This window comes from Streptacidiphilus jeojiensis, assembly GCF_042510965.1.
GTDB lineage: Bacteria > Actinomycetota > Actinomycetes > Streptomycetales > Streptomycetaceae > Streptacidiphilus > Streptacidiphilus jeojiensis.
This window is the reverse complement of the sequence record NZ_JBEUKS010000010.1, coordinates 99078-121331: the sequence shown is the minus strand read 5'-3', so window position 1 is coordinate 121331 and position 22254 is coordinate 99078. Positions and strand designations below refer to the sequence as shown.

Annotated in this window: 15 protein-coding genes; 2 read left to right on the top strand and 13 right to left on the bottom strand. The window is 74.2% G+C overall.

Translation table 11 applies throughout. The features are described 5' to 3' along the window. The first annotated feature begins 70 nt into the window (after positions 1–70). Positions 71–1042 (top strand): sigma-70 family RNA polymerase sigma factor, encoded by a 972-nt coding sequence (locus ABUW04_RS26345; RefSeq protein ID WP_380566828.1) that lies wholly within the window; start codon positions 71–73, stop codon positions 1040–1042. Positions 1043–1064: 22 nt separating this feature from the next. After that, a complete protein-coding gene (locus ABUW04_RS26340) occupies positions 1065–1286 on the top strand; it encodes a hypothetical protein (protein WP_037594291.1) in 222 nt (73 codons plus the stop codon). Between the two features lie 98 nt (positions 1287–1384). Here the strand turns inward: ABUW04_RS26340 and mscL are convergent, their stop codons facing one another. The 13 genes from mscL to ABUW04_RS26275 form a co-directional block, all read right to left on the bottom strand. Beyond that, positions 1385–1804 carry a large conductance mechanosensitive channel protein MscL gene (gene mscL, locus ABUW04_RS26335; RefSeq protein WP_030249600.1) on the bottom strand — a complete coding sequence of 140 codons (420 nt, stop codon included), beginning with the start codon at positions 1802–1804 and terminating at the stop codon, positions 1385–1387. Positions 1805–2023: 219 nt separating this feature from the next. After that, positions 2024–2524 carry a hypothetical protein gene (locus tag ABUW04_RS26330; protein ID WP_380566827.1) on the bottom strand — a complete coding sequence of 167 codons (501 nt, stop codon included), beginning with the start codon at positions 2522–2524 and terminating at the stop codon, positions 2024–2026. Between the two features lie 191 nt (positions 2525–2715). Next, complete coding sequence (locus ABUW04_RS26325; protein ID WP_380566826.1) at positions 2716–3567, bottom strand: S-methyl-5'-thioadenosine phosphorylase; 852 nt, start codon at positions 3565–3567, stop codon at positions 2716–2718. A 71-nt stretch (positions 3568–3638) separates the two neighbouring features. Next, the gene (locus ABUW04_RS26320; RefSeq protein WP_380566825.1) at positions 3639–5657 is read right to left on the bottom strand and encodes a hypothetical protein; all 2019 of its coding nucleotides are present in this window, start codon (positions 5655–5657) and stop codon (positions 3639–3641) included. Positions 5658–5663: 6 nt separating this feature from the next. Beyond that, complete coding sequence (locus tag ABUW04_RS26315) at positions 5664–7682, bottom strand: hypothetical protein (protein ID WP_380566824.1); 2019 nt, start codon at positions 7680–7682, stop codon at positions 5664–5666. Then, positions 7679–10360, bottom strand: a complete 2682-nt coding sequence (locus tag ABUW04_RS26310) for a hypothetical protein (RefSeq protein WP_380566822.1) — start codon at positions 10358–10360, stop codon at positions 7679–7681. The genes ABUW04_RS26315 and ABUW04_RS26310 overlap by 4 nt, the downstream gene beginning before the upstream one ends. Before the next feature lie 13 nt (positions 10361–10373). After that, positions 10374–13808, bottom strand: a complete 3435-nt coding sequence (locus ABUW04_RS26305) for a tubulin-like doman-containing protein (RefSeq protein WP_380566821.1) — start codon at positions 13806–13808, stop codon at positions 10374–10376. Positions 13809–13895: 87 nt separating this feature from the next. Beyond that, on the bottom strand, positions 13896–16172 hold the full coding sequence (locus tag ABUW04_RS26300; protein WP_380566820.1) for a vWA domain-containing protein: 2277 nt from the start codon (positions 16170–16172) through the stop codon (positions 13896–13898). A 94-nt stretch (positions 16173–16266) separates the two neighbouring features. Further along, a complete protein-coding gene (locus ABUW04_RS26295) occupies positions 16267–16767 on the bottom strand; it encodes a Pycsar system effector family protein (RefSeq protein WP_380566819.1) in 501 nt (166 codons plus the stop codon). Then, a complete protein-coding gene (locus tag ABUW04_RS26290) occupies positions 16764–17846 on the bottom strand; it encodes a hypothetical protein (protein ID WP_037594297.1) in 1083 nt (360 codons plus the stop codon). Before ABUW04_RS26290 ends, ABUW04_RS26295 begins: the two co-directional genes overlap by 4 nt. Continuing rightward, positions 17843–20563, bottom strand: coding sequence for a hypothetical protein (locus ABUW04_RS26285; RefSeq protein WP_380566818.1), 2721 nt, complete (start codon positions 20561–20563; stop codon positions 17843–17845). Before ABUW04_RS26285 ends, ABUW04_RS26290 begins: the two co-directional genes overlap by 4 nt. After that, positions 20556–21368: a hypothetical protein gene (locus tag ABUW04_RS26280; protein ID WP_380566817.1), complete on the bottom strand. Its 813-nt coding sequence runs from the start codon at positions 21366–21368 to the stop codon at positions 20556–20558. Before ABUW04_RS26280 ends, ABUW04_RS26285 begins: the two co-directional genes overlap by 8 nt. Positions 21369–21469: 101 nt before the next feature. After that, on the bottom strand, positions 21470–22228 hold the full coding sequence (locus tag ABUW04_RS26275) for a Crp/Fnr family transcriptional regulator (RefSeq protein ID WP_030249629.1): 759 nt from the start codon (positions 22226–22228) through the stop codon (positions 21470–21472). Positions 22229–22254 lie beyond the last annotated feature (26 nt).

The window sequence follows — 22254 nt, the reverse complement described above, 5'->3', positions numbered from 1 at the left end:
TTGCATCGTTATGAAAGGCAGCCACGAACGGGTCAGCCAGGCCCGTCACGTCCTCCGAGAGGGAGTAAGCATGGCCACCCGTGCCGTCGTCCGCGACAAGGCCGACCGGACCCGCAATGCGCGTCCGACCAGCGGTGAGGCCGACCGCGACCTCGTCGGCATGTATCTCGACGAGATCGCCCGGACCCCGCTGCTCGACGCCGCCCAGGAAGTCGAGCTCTCCACCCGCATCGAGGCGGGCGTCTTCGCCGAGCACCTGCTCGCGACCGGTGACACCGCCGGCGGCGCGAGCGAGGACGAGCTGCGTGCGATAGCCGCCGACGGTGCCCGCGCCAAGGATGTGTTCATCCGTTCCAACCTCCGGCTGGTCGTGGCGGTCGCCCGCCGCTACCCGCGCAGCGGACTTCCGCTGCTCGACCTCATCCAGGAGGGCAACGCCGGGCTGGTCCGCGCCGTCGAGAAGTTCGACTTCGGCAAGGGCTTCAAGTTCTCCACCTATGCCACCTGGTGGATCCGCCAGGCGATCACCCGTTCCATCGCCGACCAGTCCCGCACCATCCGCCTCCCGGTCCACCTGGTCGAGGAGCTCGGCCGGATCCGCCGGGTCCAGCGTGAGAAGTCCAAGGAACTGGGCCGCGACGCCGAGCACTCCGAGGTGGCCGCCGAGCTGGACACCACGGTCGAGCGGATCAAGGACGTGCTGGACTGGGCCCGTGACCCGGTCAGCCTCAACATGACCGTGGACGACGACGGGGAGACCCAGTTCGGCGACCTGGTCGAGGACACCGGGGCGACCTCGCCCGAGGACGCGGTCCTGGTGATGCTGCGCCGCGAGGAGCTGGAGGGCCTGATCGGCCGTCTGGACAACCGCACGGCGTCGATCATCCGCTCCCGCTACGGCATGGAGGACGGCCGCGAGCGGACCCTCACCGAGGTCGGCAAGCAGCACGGCCTCACCCGCGAGCGGATCCGGCAGATCGAGAAGCACGCGCTGGCCGAACTCCGCAAGATCGCGGACCACTCGGGCTTCGAAGCGGCCTGAGCATCCGACCTATCCTGAAGCCATGACAGACGACAGCGCTGCGACAGCAGCCGCGGAGCCGCCGGAGTCCCACCCTCAGCCGCAGGCGGAGCCGCCGCGGACCGGGCGGGCCCGGCTGGTCTTCGAGGATCCGCTGAGCCGGCCGAGCCGTGACGACACGGACACCGGCTGGGGCGGCGAGGAGTCCGGCGGCCGGGACGAGGCCTGGTACCGGCGGGAGACCCCGCCGCACCACGGCGACTGAACCGGACGGTGCGGGGAAGAGCACATTGCAGAGCGAAGGGCCGGGGCCGTGCGCCCCGGCCTTCTGCGTGTCTGCGTATCAGCGTGTCCGGACGCGATTCAGCGCTGGCGCACGAGCAGGTCGCGGATCTCGCCGAGCAGCTTCACCTCGGTGAGCTCGGCGGCCTTCAGCGCCTCCTCCTCGGCCTTCTTCTTGGCGATGTACTTGGCCATGAAGTGGTTGGCCGGCAGCACGATGCAGAAGTAGACCACCGCCGCGGTGATCACGAACTGCAGCACGGCCGCCAGCACCGAGCCCCACATGATGTAGATGCCGCCGCTGCTGCCCGGGGCGCTGGGGCAGTCCTTGATGCAGGACTTGTAGGCGTTCAGGGACGAGGTGCCGAACAGGCCGACGACCGGGTTGATGACGCCGTTGACGATCGAGTTGATGACGGCGGTGAAAGCTGCGCCGATGACGACCGCGACCGCGAGGTCGAGGACGTTTCCGCGCATCAGGAATGCCTTGAAGCCCTTCAAGGGATCTCTTCCTTCGCAAAGCTGTGATGGCCGATGGGTGCTCGGAACCTATGGCAGTCGGCGCGTGCCGCCGCGCGCGCCGGGTTCACCCGTACGGCCGACCGGGGGCCTCGGAGCGGCCTGGGGACCTCGGTTCCCACCTGCGGAAACGTCACGCCTCCGGAGGCCCGCCGGTGAGGGCTCGCGAATGGCGCGGTGCTCCGATTTCACCCGGGCACATCACTCCTGCGGGGGATCGTCGACCACCTCGATGTGCAGCGGCGCCCCGGCGGCGGCCGGGTGGCCGGCCGGCGGGACCGGGATGCCGCGCAGGGAGCCGGCGGCCAGCGTGGTCGCCGCGACCATCAGCCCGGCGGCGATCGGCCCGGGCCTTCGCCGCACCGCGGCCGGCAGCCGGTGCCGCCCGCCGCCGGCCCGGATCGGTGGGAACGGTCCGACGGTCCGCCGCGGCGGCACCGCGGGGGCCTCGCACGGCAGCGCGGCGGGACGGGGCGCGAGCGCGGGGGTGCGGGCCGTCATCGGGGTGGGTTCGGGGACGCTGCCCGCGGCGGCGGAGACTGTGCCCTCGTCGTCCCAGCCGGGATCGTCCCAGGCCTCCGGCTCCTGGAGCGCCTCGTGGACGGGCTGCGGGTGGTCGCGGCCGGGGCCCGGGCGCAGCGAGTGCGCGCGGTGCCGGTTCGCTCGGCGCACCGGGCCGCCGCCCAGCAGGGACTCGGTCATCAGGGACATAGGACACCGCCTGGGTTGGTTGGCAGGACGGTCGGGCTGCTCCCGACCGGCTGCCTCCACGATGTCCCTTCGCCCGACGTTCCGTGGCGGCCCGGACGCCTCCTGTGGACAACTCGGGGGGTGTGGAAAACGTCCTCACCCGCAGGGGTGAGGACAGGGGTGAGCACAGGGGTGAGGGCGCGTCAGAAACCCAGGCCGGTCTCCAGTCCGTCCAGCGCGTGCGAGCAGACGCACTCCCGGTCCTCGGTGGCCGGCAGTCCGGCGACGGCGCCGGTCAGCACCCCGCGCAGGCGGTCGATGCTGCCGGCGAAGACCCGCAGCACCTCGGTGTGGGTCACCCCCTCACCGGCCTCGACGCCCGCGTCCAGATCGGTGACCACCGCCACGGAGGTGTAGCAGAGCCCCAGTTCACGGGCCAGCACCGCCTCGGGGTGCCCGGTCATGCCGACCACCGACCAGCCCTGCGCCCCGTACCAGCGGGACTCGGCCCGGGTGGAGAAGCGCGGACCCTCGATCACCACCAGCGTCCCGCCGTCCACCGGCTCCCAGCCGGCCGCGCCGGCGGCCTTCAGGGCGGCGAGCCGTCCGGTCGGGCAGTAGGGGTCGGCCGCGGAGACGTGCACCACCTCGGGCAGCAGCCCGTCGCTGCGGCGTTCACCGTCGTAGAAGGTCTGCTTCCGCCCGGAGGTGCGGTCCACGAACTGGTCCGGGACCAACAGTGTCCCCGGGCCGTACTCGGGCCGCAGGCCGCCGGTGGCGCACGGTCCCAGCACCTGCCGGACGCCCAGCGAGCGCAGCGCCCACAGATTGGCCCGGTAGTCGATGCGGTGCGGGGGGATCCGGTGCTCGCGGCCGTGCCTGGGCAGGAACGCCACCCGGCGACCGCCGAAGGCTCCGACGAACAGCGAGTCGCTGGGCGGCCCGTAGGGGGTGTCGACGGAGACCTCGGCGAGGTCGTCCACCAGGGCGTAGAGACCGGTTCCGCCGATGATCCCGATATCGGCTGCGGATGCGTCGTGCTGAGCGATGGCCATGGACGGCAGCATACGAAGAGCGGAGGGCATGCCGTAGCCCCGAGCCCTTACGTTCTGCGGACGTCGGGTCCTCAGCCCATCAGCTTGATGACGACGACCAGCACGAGGATCACGCCGAGGACCCCGAACACCGCGAAGACGATGGTGCGGTCGTCCTTGCCGTCGTCGGACGCCCGGTGGGTACCCGACGGGGTCGGGAACACCGTCGACGGGGCCGCCAACGGGGCCGCCGGCAGGGCCGCCGACGGTGCCGAGGGCGGTGCCGAAGGCGGGGACGGAGGTGGTTCGCCGGTCGGCTCCTGCTGCGGAAGCGGCTGCGACCGGGCCGGGGACTGCGGCTGAGGCCGGGGTTCCGGCCGGTTCCCAGCCAGCCCCTTGAGCAGCTCCTGCCACACCTGCGGGGGAAGGTCCGGCGGTTGGCCGCGCCGTGGGGAGATCACCGTCAGCTCCAGGAAGTACTGCTGTGGGACCGTTGGTTGACGTGCCGTCAGAGTCAGGAGCTCGGCGATCGCGGGGCTGTGCCGCGGGTTTCGGGCGAAGGGTGCGACGGCCCAGACGAACAGGTCCGCAGCCCGCGCGGTCGCGGCGTCGTCCGTCCCCCCTTGCGGTACATGGCACAGGCCCAGCTCCAGTACCGTCTCGCACAGCCTGGAGGCGAGCTCCGGATCCCGCCCGTTGGTCCGCTGCTGCTCGCCGAGCTCCTGGAGCAACAGCTCCAGGGCCTGCTCGCGGTCGCGCAACGACCGGACCGCGCCGACCAGTTGCTCGTCCGAGCACTGCGCCAGATCCTGGACCAGCCGCAGGTCCTGGGCGGACGGCGGCTCCTCGTCCAGCCGCCGCAGGGCAGGGAAGACGCGCTGCGTCCAGCGGAGCGCGGAATCGTCCTGGACGGACGTCCGGGCAGGCGCCGGAGCAGGGGCCGGAGCAGGCGCAGGGGCGGGGTTCGACGCCGGGTCCGGCCCGGGGTCCGAGGGCGGGCGGATGTCCCCGTACAGGCCCTCCGCCGACTGCGACGGGTACGGCTGCTGCGGCTGCTGCGGGGGAATCGGCGGCCGTGACGCGGTCGCCGCCGCCGGGCTGCCGGCGCTGTCCTGTTCGACCAGCGCCAGCAGTGCCCGGAGCCGCTGTTCGGGGGGCATCCTGGCGCCGTCGGGGAGGCGCTTCAGCAGGTTGTCGCCGGCCTGCTGGGGCCAGCCCGCGGCGGCCTGACGTCTGATCAGGTGCGCGGCGACGGACTGTTCCGGTCCGAGGGTGGGCCGGCCGGGGTCGAGCCGCGCGAGCGGACCGGACTCGCCGGAGTCGAGCTGCCACTCGGGGACGAAGGTGATCCGGAGCGGATGCGCGTCGGTGGTGTCGAAGGTGGCGAAGGTCCAGGCGGTGCCGAGCCAGCGCCGGAAGATCAGGTACAGCCCGGTGAGCAGCACCGGCGACAGGTTGTCCTCCGGCCACCGGGGCAGCGCCGCGGCACGGATCGAGATCCGGTCCCCGGGGCTGGCGAGCCAGTGCGCGACCGCCACCGACAGTGGCCCGAGCACGCTCGGGTCGCCGAGTTCCTTCCTGGCCCGGTCCAGGGCGAGGTCCCAGTACGGCGCCAGCCGTTCGCCCCGGTGGACCCGCTCCAACTCGCCCTCCGCCTGCTTGGCGAACTCAGGGCCGCACCAGTTCCAGCCGTGCGACAGGACGGAGCCCAGCGGGCTCAGCGTCGCCTCCTCCCCGAGCAGGACATGGCACGCCGTGTTGGGGCGTCCCTGCCGGTCGCGCACCGGCCAGCGCTGGATCAGCGCCGCCTCGCCCAGCCTGGTGCGCACCCGCACCAGGCTGGGCCGGGTGTTCCGCCCCTCGACCCGCAGCAGCGGGCCGAGCTCCTCGGCCAACTCCTCGGCCCGGGCCGGACCGCAGGAGTGGGCGACCGCCGCCATGCCGGTGCCCTGCCGGCCCCGGTTGCCGGACCAGCGGAACACCAGCTGGTCGACCCACTGCTCCTTCGGCTCCCGCTGCCCGCCCCTGGCGGGGGCCCGGTACACCCCGTGCGGCTCGGCGCCGGGCCGGTCGTTCTCGTACATTCCGTACCCGCCCTCGGTAGTGGTCACGGCCCGTCACCGGCCCAGGTCGTAGCGGTCGTCGCCGGACTGCGCCGGCGCCTGCACCAGCCCGTGCATGGCCAGCAGCGACACCAGCGGTGCCAGCACCCGCTGCGGCTGGACCCCGCGCGGGTACCGGCCCCGGTCCTCGCGTCCGCCGGTCGCCGAGGCCACGTGCAGGGTGCACTGGCGGACCGCGTCGAAGGGGCGCAGCCAGGCGCGTCCGGCATGGCGGTGCAGCAGCGCGTAGACGTCCCTGCTCTCGGCCTGCACGGCGGCGCGCGACAGCGGCGCCTCGACGGCACGGCCGAGCCAGCGGTCCACCGGCGGTTCGAACCGCAGCAGGTCCGCCTTGCCGAGCACGATCGCGGCCGGGACGTCCAGGTAGGGGCCCTGCCGGGGCAGCCGGTCCAGCACCGTGTCGAACGCCGGGTCGCCGTCCCGCTTCACCTCCAGGTCGCTGGCGGCGCCGCGGAGCACGTCCAGCACGGGCAGCGGCAGCGACAGCACCGGGTCGACGACGAACAGCAGCGCGTCCACGCCCAGCAGGAACTGCAGCAGTGCGTCGGTGCGCAGCAGGTCCTCCCCGGCCAGGTCGAAGAAGGCCAGCGGGCGGGTGTGCCCGGTGGCGTCCTTGAGCAGCAGTGCCTCGACGAAGCGGACCTGGCCGCTCTCGCCGAGCCCGGCGGTGTGCTGGAGCACCTCGCCGCTGCGCAGCGGCGCCACCCGCTCGCGGACGAACAGCGCGTGCTCCTGCGGATTGACGGACTGCCAGCTCATCCCGTACGGCTCCAGCCCGCCGTCGGTGATCTCGGCGATCATCTGGGTGAGCAGATGGCTCTTGCCGGTGGCGGACTGCCCGACCATGGCGACGGTGAGCGGACGGCCGTTGGTGAGGTAGGGGACCGGGACGTGGTGCCGGGCGATCCCGGCACCGCCGTGGCAGAGCTGGTAGGCGGCGCGGCGCCGGTCCTCCCGCAGCACCGGACTGCTGACCCTGGACAGGTCCAGCTCGGTGAACTGCCGGGTGGCGTTGGCGGTGTACAGGGCCTTGGGGTCGTAGCTGATCCGCTCCAGGCAGTACGGGCAGAGCACCTTGCCCTGGTCGGCCGGGTCGGTGTGGCGCGGCTCGGCAGCCGGGCCGCGCAGGGTCGGGTCGGCCCGGCGCTTGAGCTCCAGCGCCTCGTCGAAGGCGGTCCGGTGCGGCTCCAACTCGTCCCCGGCCGCGGCCAGCCGGGCCCGGGCACTGCTGCCCGGTGACAGCACGTCCAGCAGCGTTCCCGGGCCCGGGCGATGGCCGGCCTGCGGGGCGAAGGCTCCGGCCAGCGTCTCGGCCAGCAGCCGGTGCAGGCCGAGGTCGGCGGGGGCGCGGTCGGCCGGGCCGTCCTGCCCGGTGACCATCCGGTACAGCACCTGGGCGCTGCTCCAGACCGCGTCCCTGGGGTCGGCGGTCCCGGTGCCGAGACGCTGCTCGGGCGAGGCGTAGGGGGCCGTGCCCCAGGGGATGCGCGGCGTTCCGGTGCGCTGCACCGCGTTCAGCCCCCACAGCTGCACCGCCCTGCCGTCCCAGCGCACGGTCGCCGGGGTGACCCCGCGGTGCACCAGGCCCTGCTGCTCCAGCAGGGTCAGCGCCAGCATCAGCCCGCTGAGGACGGCCCACTGGTCGTTGGTCGAGGCCGCCCGGTAGGAGGCGGCCGGAGTGCCGCGCGGCGGCCGGTAGAGCACGAAGGGCTCCGCGCAGTCCAGGTCGTAGCCGAGCACGTCGGGGAAGAGCTCGGTGTAACCGATGTCGGTGAAGGCCCGGTTGATCCGCAGTGCGGCCGAGACCTCGGCGTCTAGCCGCTGCTGCGCCTCGGGCACGGCCGCGTCCACCACGGACAGCCAGAACTGGACGCACTGGGTGGAGGTCCCGAGCAGGGCCCGGCGCACCCGCAGTGGTGACTGCCCGTCACGGCGGTCCTCGGCGCCGAAGCGGACCGGGACGTCGATCCGCTTGCCCGCCGGGGTGGTGAAGGAGAGGTCGGGCGGGCTCACCACTCGTCCCCCTCGTCGGGGTGGCCGCCGCTGGGGCCGTCGGTGGGGCCGTCGGTGTCCAGGTCGCCGGGACCGCGTTCCAGGGTCCGGACGCTGCGCACCGCGCCGCCGCGCAGCGGGACCAGTCCCAGCAGGCCGGCGTAGCGGCCCGAGGAGAGCCAGACCGCGGTGCCGGTCCCGCCGGTGGCCCGGTCGGCCTGTTCGATCTGCGGTTGCACGGCCGCCGGTGCGAAGCGCAGCCACACCGTCATCTCCGGATCGCGGTTGAGCAGCACCTCCTGCTCCGCCGACACCAGGGGCACCGCCGTCGCCGGATCGGCGTCCGGGCCCGCCGCCTGGACCAGGCGCTGCAGGCTCAGGCCCTGCAGTTCGGACGTACCGGGCCGGACCCGCTGCCGTCCGGCGGAGGGAGGCGCGGCGACGTCGTTCTCGCGCAGATGGGCACGGGCCCGCGCCAGCATCGCCCGTACCTGCGCGCCGACCCGTTGCTGGGCTGCGGCGGCCGACTCGCCGCGCTCGACCGTGCCCCAGTACGAGGCGAGTTCGGTGATCACGGCATCCGTCAGATCCCCGGCCAGGGTGCTGACCAGGGCCGGACCGCCGAGGCCGGAGTCCCGGTCGAGCCAGGGCGGGGGCGGTGCGTCCGGGTCGGTCGGGGCCGCGGCCCCCGGGGTCGGTGCGGCCGCTGCTGCCGCCCCCGGGGCGGACGGGTCCGAGCCGTTCCCCCAGGCGAACTGCTGGGCCCAGTCGTCCACCGGGCTGCCCGGGGCGGCCGGCTGCCCGGGGCCGGGCTGCGGAGCGGATGCCGGACCGATGGGGTCCGTTCCGGCCCAGCTCTCGTCCGGGTCGTAGTCGTAGTCGAAGTCGTCCGAGGCGCTCTCACCGAACTCCCCGGGCGCGGAGGGCTGCGACAGCCAGGCCTCGTCGGCGTCCGGATCGGCGGCGGCGCCGGCCGTGCCGAACGCCTCGGCCGTGCCGAACAGGTCCTCGGCGCCGACGGCCTGCTGGTACGCCTCGTCGGCGGCCGCGCGCAGCACCCCGGCCACGGCGCCGGCCGCGTCCGCGCAGTCGCTGCGGGCCCGGGCGGCCCAGTGCTCCCGGACCGCCCGGGCCAGCACCTGGTCCAGGCCGTCCAGGGCCTCCTGCACGGCGGCCGTGCCGCTGCGGCCGCCCCAGGCGTGGACCGCGTCGCGCCAGCCGGTGACCACCGCGGTCAGTGCCAGCACCAGGCCGAGCAGCACGCCGATCGCTCCGACCCAGAGCGGTGGGTGCAGCACCGCACCGCCCGCGCCGCCGAGGACCGCCCCCACCAGGGCGCCGCCGCCGAGCAGCCGGGCGCCGTCGCCGGTGGCCCCGGCCAGCCGCCGTCGGGCGAGGACCGCGCTGCCCAGCACCAGGGCGGGGACCAGCAGCGCCAGCAGGGTGAGCGGCCAGGCCCAGAGCCCGCCCAGCAGCCCGGCCGCCAGGCAGGCAGGGGCGCGCCAGCCACCCGGCTCCAGCGCGGCCCGCGGGCCGCCCCGGCGCGGCCCGAGGCCGGCCACCTTGTCCTTGCCGTACCTGGCCAGGGCGGGCAGCAGGGTCGAGCCCGGAACCGGCGCGATCCGTCCGGACAGGGCGGTGAAGCGCTGGGCGGTGCCGCGCACCGAGAGCCCGTCACCGAGCAGTCGTTCGGCCAGCCGCCTGAGTCCGTCGCCGATGCCCTCGCCGGCGCCCTCCGAGGGAGCCACCTGCAGCCCCCTGTGCCGGAAGAGCTCCAGGGTGGCGGCCGAACCCGGTCCGGTGGGACTGGTGTCCACCGAGAGCACCCCGGTCACCAGCTCCCGGTAGCCGTCCAGGGCCCGGCGGGCGCCGGTCACCTCGGCCTCGAAGGCGAGCAGCGCCCCGGTGCCCACCAGCCCGGTGATCCTGGCCAGGTCCAGCAGCGCGGTGGCGGTGCCGTCCAGGGCGTCGGTGCAGTCGCGGTAGGCCCGGTCGGCCTCCCCGCCCGGCACGCGGTGGCCGCGGCCGCCCGCGGTCTGACCCGGGACCAGGTCGGCCAGCGGCTTGGGGAGCTGCTCGGCCGGGACCTCGGCCCATCCGCCGCCGGCGCCCTCGGCCGGGCCGCCGGCGAACTGGGTCAGCGCCCCGCGCCAGGCGCGGTCCCTGGCCTGCGGGTCCAGTTGCTGCTCCAGCAGCCGGACGGCGGGGGCCGCGACGGACTCGTTCAGCGGGGTCAGCTGCTCCAGCACCGCGTCGAACAGGTCCGGGACCCGGAGCAGGTCGCGCAGCGGGGCCAGCGCGGACGGGTCGTCAGGAGCGGCGCCGTCGAGGAGCCCGTGCGCCGCGTGCAGGTCCCCGGCCCAGAGCAGCCCGCAGGTGCCGGCCGCCGAACGCAGCGTGTCGGGCTTCAGCAGGACCCGCTCGCCCTGCTCCGGGGCGTCCCCGACCAGCAGGCACACCAGGTGCACCGAACTGCCGCCGGGGAAGCGGCGGATGCGCTCGTAGGCCCGCCGGTTCCCGGCGAGCCCGGCCGGCGTGTCGACCACCAGGAAGCGGAGCCGGTCGGAACGGGAGGGGCCGCGCCCGCCCCGCTGCCGGAGCACCTCGGCGCGCAGTTCGGGACCGCTGTCGTAGCGCCCGCCGCTGTCCCTCAGGTCGATGCTGATCACCGGTTCGGAGACCGGCTGGTACGTCGTCACCGGAGTCCTCCCCTCACAGCTCGTCGTCGAAGTCGTCGAACAGGTCGGGGCCGTCGTCGAAGCCGGCGCCATGGTCCTCCGGTTCCGGCTGCGGACCCTTGCGGTACGGGTCGTACCCCGCCCCGGGAGCTCCGGAGGGGCCGGCGGTCCGGTAGTCCGAGGCGTCGTCGTCGGCGCCGGCCCGGTCCGGGCGGCCGCGGTCGTCGAGCGGTCCGTCGGTGCTCCACTCGTCCTCGACGTCCACCCGCGGGGCCCGGCGCCGGCCGGGTCCCGCCGCGGGCTCGGCGCGGTGCGGGTCCAGGTCGCCGGAGCGGATCGCCGCCAGCAGGCTGCGCAGGTTCGGCTGGACCGCGCGCTGGTCGGCGAACTCCAGGTCCAGGGCGGCCGGCAGGGTCCTGGCCCAGAACTGCCAGAGCGGCCTGACCCAGCCCTCGGCCCGGGCCCCGCCGCGTTCGGCCCGCTCGCGCAGCAGCGCGAGCTGACGCGGCGCCACCTCCTCCACCAGCTGCACGAACAGCGGGTCGGGTTCGCTGCCGGAGCGGTTCAGACCGACCGGCTGGGCCCGCATCAGCCTGCGGCAGTACTCCTCGACGATCCGCTCGTCGTCCATCACGGTCCAGCGCTCGTAGGTGCGCAGCAGCTCGGCCCAGGAGGAGACGTCGTCGTCGAACTCGGGCAGCCGCAGCCGCACGCCGGGCTGGTCCGAGCCCCGCTCCGGGTAGAGCCGCAGCTTGACCTGGCGCGGCGAGTCGGGCTTGCCGGCCAGCACCTCCACCTGGCCGTTCCACAGGCAGCACAGCAGCCGGTGCAGGATCGTCCTGCGGTCCTCCTCGCCGCTGACCAGCCAGTCGTCCCGGTGGCCGAGCCGCTGGCGCCAGCGCAGCACGTCCTCGGCCTGCTCGTCGTCCTTGGCCTGGGCCCACTGCCGCAGCACCTTGCGGGCCTCCGGCACCTGGGTCAGGCTCATCTCGCTGCGGAACTGGACCACGGTGATGGCGTTGGTGTCGACCCCGCGGTACTCCACCGTCAGCCTGGTGTCGTTGGGCAGCCGCAGCGCCCGGGCCAGGTAGTCCTCGACGTCGTCCGAGTTGGCCACCCTGGGGTAGACCACCAGGGCTTTCAGCCGGCCGGTGCCGTCCGGGGTGAACCCGGCCGGGAGCAGCCCGGCCAGCTTGGTGCGGAACTTGTTCTGGGCCTCCTGGCTGACCTGGGCGGCCGCCTCGGCGTTCCCGGCGGCGGCGGAGAGCAGGGTGCCCATGGACGGCAGCAGCGGGGTCTCCTCCACCTGGTCGCCGGCTTCGGCGAACAGCCGGGTGATCCGGCCCACCAGCAGGGACTTGATGTCCGCCACGGCCTTGGCGGGGGCACGGCGGCTGTCCCTGAAGGCGGCGCTCCAGGCGTTGCCGTCGATCAGGCGCAGCGCCAGGGCCGCCTCCCGGTCCGACTTCAGCAGCCCCTCACGGACCGCCAGCCTGGCCCGCAGGTCCTCGTAGAAGTGGTTGATCTCGCCCTGCGGCGGCAGCAGGTAGGAGATCCCCCTGCGGTCCTCGTAGAGCTCGGAGGCGCGTACCTCGGAGCTCCTGGGCTCCTGCTCGGCCTGCTGGCGGAAGGCGTTGAGCAGCCGGTTCAGATCGGCGGCCAGCCCCTCGGCCGCCGGCTGCCAGCGCCGCTGCTGGTCCCGCCAGGCCTCGTGCCAGACGGCCTTGCTGCGCCAGGAGTACCAGGCGTCCTGGGCGCGCAGTGCGGCCTGCACGTCCTCGTCGCCCCAGCGCGCCTTGATGCCGGGGACCCGGCCCTTGATCCGCGGGATCCGCGGCGGCTGGTCCTTGACCGCCGCGGAACGCACCGGCACCCGGGAGCGGCCGTCGAGCATGCCCAGGAAGCCCAGCTGGGCGATGGGGTCGGCGGCGCCGGGCAGTCCCTTGACGACCTGCTCAAGCAGGAACGGGTCCACGGTCTGCAGCAGCTTGTCGGCGGCCTCGCCGGCGCCGGCGAGGAACCGGTCGGCCATCCGGGCGGCGGCGTCGGCGGACCGCGGACGCAGGTCGTCGAGCAGCACCTGCATGTCGCGCAGCCGCATGCTGAGCGCGCGTTCGATGGCCGGACCGCCCTTGGGCAGCGGGTCCACCTCGCCCACGTCCAGCTGCTTGCGCTCCCAGAGCTCCTCCAGCCCGGAGTCGGCGAACATCCGCTTGATCAGGGCGACCGGGTCCTGGCTGCCGGGACGGCGGTTGGGATCGCCGAGCTGGTTGACCGCGGAGCGCAGCAGGCGTCCCGCGATCAGTTCGGCCAGGTCGTCCAGCGGGGCGGTCATCGAGGCCACCAGGGCGGTGGAGACGCCCTGCCGCCCGATGCCCGAGTCCGCGGGCGCGGCCCGGTGCAGGCCGCGGTTGATGAAGCTGGCGGCGAAGGTCTGGTAGTCGTCGTCGGCCCGGGCGGCGACGCCGGGCCTGCCGTCGCCCAGCTCGGTCCCGATCAGCGAGAGGATCAGCGAGACGATCGAGCGGCGCAGGTCGTCCTGGCGGATCCCGGCCGTGCCGCTGAACAGGAAGGCGGTCGGCAGGATGCCGGTGCGCAGCCGCATCGGCTGCGGGTTGTTGGGGTAGGTGATCCGCAGCGCCCGGTCCTGGCCGGTCTCGCCGATGTCATGGCCGGCCCTGGGCGCGTTCTGCTCGTCGACCACCCGGAACAGGTCCACCAGGGCGCGGGCCGAGTTCAGTTCGGCCTCCCGTCCGCCGCCGGCAGCGGCCGGGAACGTCGACGGCATCACCACCAGCGGGTAGATCTTGACGCCGTGCAGCCCCTTCTCCTGGAACGCCTGGTTGATCAGGTAGAGGTAGTCGAGGAAGATCCCGGCGCCGGTTCCCCCGGCCACCGAGAAGGCCACGAACACGTCGTAGCCGTTGATCCCGCCGCCGCCGAGCTGGTCCAGCTGCCCGTTGGAACCGGCGATCATGTCGATGGCCTGGGTCAGCGGCTCCAGTACCGGGGCCAGGCTGTGCCGCAGCGTGCCGAACAGCGCGGCCCTTCCCACGGTGGGCAGTTGGCCGGCGCCGTTGCGCAGCGGGGTGACCCGGGGCTCGTTGTCGTGCGGCGGCAGCCAGCCGCGGGTCTCCTCACGCATGGCGGCCCGCAGCATCTGGGTCACCTCGGGCGAGCTGTCGTACTGGGGGAGCAGGTGGTACGTGGAGCGCGAGGTGCGGTTGTACGCGGGCCGCAGCCTGGGGTCCACGGTGCGGTGCGGCAGCCGCTCCAGGTCGGAGTCGCTGAAGTCCGCGTAGACGAACTGCAGGCAGTCCGGCAACTGGTGCGGCTGCCCGGTGATGTGGGTGATCAGGTTGCCGTCGGGACCGCACAGGTCGGCCCTGATCCGACGTTCGAGCTCGGCGCCGATCAGGCCGCCGGTGCCGCCCAGGCCGACGAAGAGCATCGGCTGAAAGATCTTCATCTGTTCCGTCCCCCCAACCGGCCGCGGGTTGCGGCCGGGTCGTCTGCTTCGTTGTGCGGGTCTGGCTGCCGGGTCGCGAACACCGGGTCACAGATAGCTGTTCGGCTCGCTCCCGTCCGGCTCGGGCACCGAACCGGACGGCTCGCCCAGTCGCAGGCTGAGCCCGTGCTCCAGCGGCTCCGGCACCCCGACGGACAGCTTGATCCGGACGTTGTTCCCGATCCGCAGGACGCCGGCGCCGTCCACGCTGCCGCGCACCGCGTAGGCCCCGCCGGCCCTGGCCCGGATCCGCGGGAAGGGCCGGGTGGGCTCCTCGATGTCGAACTCGAACCAGCCCTTGGGGCCGGAGCGGGCCGTGTAGGTGCCCAACTCCTTTCCCTCGCCGCTGATCAGGGTGATCCTCAGGCCGTCAGCGGCGATCCGCCGCCTGCGGTAGCGCTGCTGCGCCACCAGCAGCGCGCCGGCCAGCAGCACCAGCACGGCCGCGCCGACGAAGGCCCACCACAGCTGCTGCCAGAGGCCTGGGCGCGGGGTGAGCGTCAGCGAGACGGTGGGACTGGCCAGTACCCGGCCGTGGTCGCTGCTGTCGATGACCGTCGGGGTGGCGCCGAGGGCCAGCGGGGAGCCGCCCAGCCGGTTGCCGAAGGCGCCGCGCGGGCCGACCACCAGGGTGACCGTGCGGGTGCCGGTCGCGCCCGGGGCGAGCACCAGCCGGTCCGGCCCGAAGGTGAGCAGACCGCCGTCCACGTCGGGCACGCTGAGCAGCAGGGTGTGCGCGCTGGAGTCGCCGTTGTGGACGGCCAGGCTGCCGTTGATCCGGTCCCCGGGGTGGTGCGCCCCGCCGGCGATCGTCAGGTCCGCGCTCACCAGTGCGGTGGGCGCCCCGATCCAGCCGGGGGCGGTGATGCCGCTCTCCGCGGTGAGCCCGACGGCGGTCAGTGTCCCGGTCATCTTCAGTGCCCCGGAAGCACTCCGGGGGATCGTCACATAGCCGGAGAAGGAGGCGTCGCCGGCCTTGGCGTCGGGCACCGCGCCGTTGTCGGCGAGCGGGACCGGGACCGGGGTGAAGCCGTCGCCGGTCAGCTCGGCCGACACCTGCAGCCCGGCGTAGTCCCCGGGGTCGGTGATGCTGTAGCCGAGCCGGGTCTCCAGCCGCAGCGTGGCCACCGCCCGCTGGCCCGGCAGCGGCGAGGGCGGGTCGAGGGTGACCGAGCCGCGCAGCTCACCGCGCCAGAGCACACCCGCGGTGGCCAGCTTGCCCCGGTGCCCGGACGGCGCGTCCAGGTGGATCCGCCAGGGACCCGGCATCGGGTCGGTGATCCGCAGCGACTCGACCAGCTGGCCGCTGCCGGCCAGCTCGTAACTGGAGCCGTTGGCGTCGGTGCCCGGGTGGATCTGGTTCCCGTCCGGGTCGAAGTAGCTGACCGTCACCGCCGGGTCGCCCTTGGAGACCACGATGCTGCCGGTGGTGGCCAGCGCGGAGATCTGCACCGTCAGGTCGGTCGGGGGATAGCCGTGCACGTCCGAACCGCGGCGCAGGCAGTGCGCGGCGGCGAAGGCGGTCTCCAGGGCGGAGCCGACCGCGGTGGAGTCGGACACCTCGGTGGCCCTGGGCCTGGCGTCCGGGAGGTCCACGCAGCCGTTCTGGTAGCCGCCGGCGGCCATCTGCGTCAGCGTGGCCCGGTCCAGGTCCTGCGCGGGGCCGAAGCCCAGCGACCAGACCTGGATGTGGTCGGCGGCGGCCTGCGCCAGCACCTGGACGAGCTGCTGCTGTCCGGCGGCCTGCCGGTGCGCGGCGGTGTCCCCGTACTCCGGGCTGGTGGAGACGTCCAGCTTCCCGTCGGTGAGCACGAACAGCACCCGTGGGGTGCTCGGGTCGGTGCCCTGGGTCAGGTAGGAGATCCCCTGGCGGATGGCGTTGGGGAAGTCGGTGCCCTGGCCCTGCGCGGCGCTGCGGCTCTGCAGCTTGGCGCTGCAGGATCCGATCCGGTCCCGTCCGGCGGCGTCCAGCTGGGTCGGCGTGCAGTCCGTGTCGACCGGGCGCTCGGAGGCGTTGTCGGCGCTGGCGAAGCCGAACACGCTCACCTGCGAGGTGGACGAGATGTCGCCGAGGGCGATCCGGGTCGCGGCGTCACGTTCGGCGGCCATGTCGGCCGCCGAGATGCTGCCGGACTCGTCCACGGCGATCGAGTAGTTGATGGGTCCGATGGTCTGGTCGGCGGTGGTGGCAGTGGCGGTGCCGGCAGTGGCAGTGGCGGCCGGGCTCGCGCCGGCGGCCAGCGGCCGGCCCTGGGCCTGGGCCGACAGCGGGACTGTCCCCAGCAGCAACGCGGTGAGCACGGCCGCGACCCGGTAGCGCGTCATCCTTGGTCCCCCCAAAAAATGTGCGACAATTGCTGTTATAGCGTCAGATATGGTTCTGTATAAGTTGTTTGACGATCCGTTATGAAATTCACAGCTATCGGCGCAGCAGCAGCCCGGCGACGGCCAGCAGCGCTCCCGGCACCATGCAGGCCACCCCCCGCCGGATCCAGCGGTACTTGGCCGCGAGGATGGTGCTCACGTCCACCGACTGCACCAGCAGCCAGCGGACCGGGTCACGGCCGGCCGAGGCGACCCGCGCCACCAGCAGGTCCGGGTTCTCGGCGGCCAGCAGGTCGCCGAAGTAGGTCAGATCGCCGACGGCCCGTCCGGTTCCGGTGCGCGGCAGGATCGTCCGGACCAGCGCGGCCGCGCCGAGGAGCCAGAGCAGCGCGCCGGCGGAGAGCAGCGCCGTCGCCGCGGTCCCGCCGCCGGCCGCCGGCCAGCGGCCGCCGATCAGCAGCGCGGGCGCCGCCACCGCGCCGGAGAGCAGGATGGACGCCTTGGTGTCGGCGCGGCCGACGTCCTCCCTGACCGTCGCCAGCAGCCGTTCGGCGACGAAGCGGTCGGCCGGCTCCACGGCCGGTCCGGCCGTCATGACGTTCCCCCGTCGGCCCAGGACCAGCCGTCCTCCGGGTCGTCCACGGCCTGTGACTCACGGCCGCCGGACGGGCCCCCGGACTGGCTGCCTGACGGGCTGTCGGACTCCACCCACCAGGGGGTGTCCACCGGCTCCGGGTCCGTCCCGCGGCCCTGCTCCAGCGCCGGCTGCGGCCGGTTGTCGCGGCGCACCGTGTGCGGGCCGAGCGGTCCGTCGATCGAGTACGGCGAGTGGGCCGCCAGCGTGCTGCGCATCTGCTGTTCGAGGTCGGCCGAGTGCAGCCGGCCGCTGTCGATCATGTCCAGTACATGGCCCTGCAGCCTGAGGTGGTCCTCGCGGCTCTCCAGCCGCAGCTTCTCCAGGAACTCGGCGGCCTCGCCGGGGCTGTCCGCCAGCACATAGCTGAGCTGGTCCAGTTGGCCGCCCTCCAGCATCCCCCGGAAGCGCTGCATCCGGAGCCCCAGCCGCTCCGCCTCCAGCCGCTCCTGCTCCGACTTGTGCAGGTGCTCCTCCTGGGCGGCCCGCAGCAGCGCGGCCGACTCCACCGCCTGCTGGTCCACGTTCAGCCGGACGTACAGCCGGGTCCACAGGCCGATGGAGTCGCCCAGGTCGTTCCAGCGTCCGCTGGCGCACTCGGCGGTGACCGCGTCGTTGGCCCTCTTGGCCGCCTGCACCGGGTAGTTCTGGGTGATCTCCCGCAGCCGCTCCAGGATCGGCGCCTCCAGTTCCAGCACCACGTCCCTGACCACGGCCTTCGCCACCAGGTAGGGGTCGTCCACGCGCCAGTGGATGTCCACCACGGCGTCGAAGAAGGTGGCGCCGCCGGCGGCGGGGAGCGGCAGCTCCAGCGTGGACTGGAACTTGCCCAGGGCGATCTCGCAGACGGTGTCGCTCTTGCCCAGCAGCGGCCGCCGCCCGTGCGTCTCGGACCCGTGCGCGCTCTTCACGGTGTAGCTCCCGTTGCCGTGCAGCACGACGGAGACGGTCCGGGCGCCGGCATGCCGAAAGCCCCGTTCGGCCGGGTAGTCACGGAGGAACGGGCCGAGGGGCGGTGCGGCGTCGGTGCTGTCGGTCATGGGCGTCTTCCTCCTGGGTGGTCGGCGTGGACCCGCAGGCGCGGCGGCCCGCTCCGCGGCGGAGCGGGTTCCTCGGTGGCTGTGGTGGCTGTGGCTGTGGTGGTGGCAGTGGCGGGTCCGGCGGCCGGGCGGGCGAGCCGCCACAGTTCACTGGCCCGGGCCCTGCTGATCGGGTCGTCCTCGTCCTGGAGCATGCGTTCGACGACCTGGCGGACCGGCCTGCGGTCCCCCTCCCGGGTGACCAGCGCGGGGAGCAGCGCGGTCAGTCCGGGCAGCGCCTTGGGGCGGTCGCCGGCCCAGGCGGCCCGGAACCAGTGCTCCAGCGCGTCGAGGGCGGCGTCCCTGGACCGGGGCGTGTGCAGCGCGGTCCACATCAGGTCGGCCAGCGGCTCGGCCAGGGCGGGCCGGGCGTCGGCGAGCGCGAGCGGCAGCGGCCAGTCCAGCCGGTCGGCGAGGTCGGCGGCGGTCTCGTCGTCCCAGACCTCCGCCACCTCGGTGAGCGCCAGCCGGACGATGGCGACCAGCCCGAGGTCCTGGTGGGAGGGGCGCCGGTCGCTGGTCCAGGCGTGCAGCCGGCGCAGCACGGCCAGGCTGCTGTCGGCGTCGACCGCGAGCCTGATCACATTGAAGGAGGCCACCGGCAGTTGCGCGCCCTCGCCCCGGACCGCGATGCCGGCCAGCCGGTCGAGGGCCGCCGAGGTGCGCCGCGCGCCGCGCGGATAGCCGAGGCCCATGGCGGCGGTCCAGCGCAGCGCCGCGGACTCCGTGCCGGACCAGTCCTCGATCAGGGCGCGGACCGGCTCGCGGTAGCGGTCGTGCCGGGCCGCCTGGTCCAGTGCGGTCGCGGCGAACAGCCTGCGGCGCAGGGAGGCGGCGCCGGCGAGCGGCCGCAGCAGTTCCTCGTGGCCGTGGTCGAAGTCCCGGGCGCACAGCTCCCCGACCGCGACCGCGGCGCGGACCCACACCTGCGGCCGCGGATCGTCGGCCAACTGCCGCAGCCAGCGCACGATCGGGGCCCTGGCGGCGTGGTGCCGGTCCCAGACCTCGGCCAGCACGGCGCCGGGAAGGGCGCCGCCCCGGTAGCCGACCAGCCGGGCCGGCACCTCGATGCCGGCGGTCTCGGTCACCCCCTCCCGGACCTCGGCGCGGGACAGCAGCAGGTCGGACTCCGGGTCGTCGGAGAACAGCGGCCGGGAGGGGGTCCGTTCCGGATCCGTCTCCATGGAGAGCTCCCAGGTCAGCGTGTGCGCAGCCAGGGAGACGGTGCTGTAGGTGAGGCCGCCGAGGACGGCCAGGGCGACCCGGAAGGCGGCCGGGTGCAGCACGTCGGCGGTGCGGTGGTGCGGGAGCCGGTCCGGACCCGGCGCGGAGTCGGCTGCGCGGCCCGGGGCGGTGGCGTCCCGGTCCAGTCCGGCGAACCACTCCTGGGCCTGACGCAACGACAGGGTCCGGCACTCGTCCAGGAGTTGTCGACGGGTCAGGCTGCCGCGCAGGTGACCGGCGAGCAGTCCGGCGAGCAGCCCCACCTCGGCCGGGCGCAGCTCGTCCAGGCCCACCGCGGCCAGCACCTCCGGGTCCTCGGCCAATGCCGCTGCCTCGCGCAGCAGTTCGGGCGGAACGGGTTCCTCTGGAGCCGGGCCCGCAGCCATCCCCACGTGTGGCTGCGGACCCGCTCCGGTCGGGGGCACCGCCGGGGGCTGCCGCAGCTGCTCCCGCAGCCGGGACTCCAGCAGTGCGCTTGCGGGCGGGGGCGGGCAGGTCGTCCCGTAGCGCCCGCCCAGCAGTGGCACCACCGCCGCGCCGACGGTGACGACCAGCACCGCGTAGCAGTCGCGCCGGGCCAGGGCCGCCGCGAACACGTCCAGGTGCACCTCGTTCGGCAGGGCGGAGGACGGCAGGCCAGCGGGCAGTTCCAGGAGGAAGCCGACTCCGCGGTGATCGCCGTCGAGCACCGTCCGGTCCAGCGCGGTCAGGTCGGCGCCGGGTTCCACCCGGCGGACGCGGGCGGTGCTCCCCTCCCCGTCCGGGAGCGGGCCCCCGGACGCACCGCCCGCGTCGTCCGTGGCGGCGGCGCCCGCCGGCTCGCCCGACGCGTCGGGTCGAGGGCCGGGGGCTGCCGTCCGGTGCGGCGTCAGATCGTCCAGCAGGGCCAGCGCGGTACTGGTGCGGCCGGTCCCCGGTGCGGCTCCCAGCAGCAGCAGCCGGTTGGCGTGCAGCATCCGGCGCAGCGTCAGGTATCCCTGCGGCTCCTCGTAGTACCGCCGCAGCCGCCGCAGCTCCTCCGCGGGCACCGGCCCGCTGCGCGCCGCGGCGCTCGGCCGGCCGGCGCCCAGGTTGAGGTTGAACACATCGCCGATCTGGGCGCGGTGGAACACCGAGCTGACGAAGCTGTTGAGGTCGCCGCCGGCCCGGAAGCTGGCACGGGTGGAGCTGCGGGCCCGGGACGCCGCGGCCATGTCGGCGGCCTGCTCGTCCGCCTCGCCGTCCTGGCCCTCGCCCAGCGGCTTCCTGGCGAGCTCCCGGAACCGGTCGGCCTCGCGTTCGGCCTCGGCCTGCTCGACCTTCCCGTCCCGGCCCTCGTCCCGGCCCTGGCCCTCGCCCTGGTCCGCGCCCCTGCCCTCGCCCTGCTCCCGGGCGCCCTCGGCACCCTCGACGTGCTCCCCGCCCCGATGGGGCCGCTGCGCTTCGACGGCACCGCCGTCCGGGTCGTCAGGCACGGTCGCCCCCACCGAAGTTGTTGGTGCGGCCGATGTGGGTCGGGCCCTCGTAGCGGTTGTGCGAGTTGAACGAGACGTCGCCGTTGTCGACCCGGACCCGCGCCAGCGGGTCCGGGCCCTCCCGCCCCGCCTCCCCTGCCTGCTCCTCCGCGAAGCCCGCAGCCCCCGCGGACCCGGCAGCCTCCGGCTGGGCCGTCTCGTCCGCCAGTACCGGCGCGGGACGCCCCGGCAGCATGAACCAGGCGGTCGCGGGCCCCTCCTTCAGCTGGACCCGGGCCGGGACGTACTGGTCCGGGTCGATGTAGCGGCCGCCCGGCAGCACCACCTCGGCGTGCAGCCGGTCCGAGGTGACCAGGACCAGGTCGGCACGGGCCTGTTCCAGCGCCAGCCGCGCAGTGCGGCAGTCGGCCAGCCGGCAGGCCAGGTCCACCGCCTGCCCGCTGATCCCCTCCTCGTCGTGCCGGACCGGCCCGACGTGCATGCCGACCCGCAGCCCCAGCGGCCGCTCCTGCCCCGCGTTCTCCTCCTTGAGCAGTTCGTTCACCTCGACCACCCACAGCCCCAGCATCCGGCTGGGCGGCATCCCGGCCAGGGCGGCGAGCACCCCGTCCCCCCGGTCCTCAAGGTGCAGCGCGCCCTCGGTGATCCGGGCGTACTCGAAGGCCCCGTGCACCACGCGGTAGAGCTGCCTGCGCATCCGGGTCTTGGCGGCGTCGTCGTACTGCCCCGAGCCGCGGGCGTCCACGCTCACCACCAGTTCGTAGACGCCTTCGCTCCCGCTGCTGCCGTTGGTCGCTTCGAGCACGATCCCCCCTGGTGGTGTGCCGGCGGTGCTGCTTCTGCTGTTGCTGTGTTCTGTGCTCGAATCCCAGTCTTGGTCGCTGTGGTCGCGGTGTCTGTGACCGTTTACAGGTTCCGGTCCGCCGCTCGGCGTTCGCCGGTGCCGCCGTCCGCCCCGTCCGCCAGCAGCTTCAGCAGGGCGGGTTCGAGGATCTCCACCCTGCGGTTGCCGGTGCGCACCACCTGCTGGTCGCGGAGCAGGCGAAGTGCCTTGGCCACGGCTTCCCTGGTCGCGCCCACGGTCGCGGCGAGTTCGTCCTGGGGCAGGTGCACGACGGCGGTCGGCGGTTTTCGGCCCCGGCGGTCGGAGGGGCCGGCCGGGGTGTAGGGGCCGGTGCCGTTCACGGTGCTCAGCTCGACCAGTCGGGCGGCGAGCCTGCGGAGCACGGTCATGGAGGCGAGCGCCGAGCGCTCGCTGTCGGCGCTGCGCAGGCGGGAGGCCAGCTGGCGCATCACCAGGGCGCCGATGCGGGGATTGACCGCGAGGAAGCGACGGAAGCTGTCGCCCGGAACCACCACTGCCTCGACCGGTCCGAGCGCTCGTACGGTGGCGCTTCGAGGACGGTTGTCGAGGGCTGCGAGCTCCCCGAGTAACTCGCCGGGGCCGCGGATCCCGAGGATCAGCCGGGTGGCGCCGCGGTCGGTGCTCACCGAGACGGTGGCCCAGCCGTCGAGGAGCAGCAGCACATGGGTGCTGCGGTCACCCTCGACCATGAGACCGGTGTCGGCGGGGAGACTTCGGCGTGGGCCCAGCGCCAGGAAGGCTTCGTACTCCTGGCGGGTGAGCGCACGGGCAAAGGCCTGGTCGTCGCCGAGTAACCCCATGAACACCCCCCCGGGTGAGCCTTGGC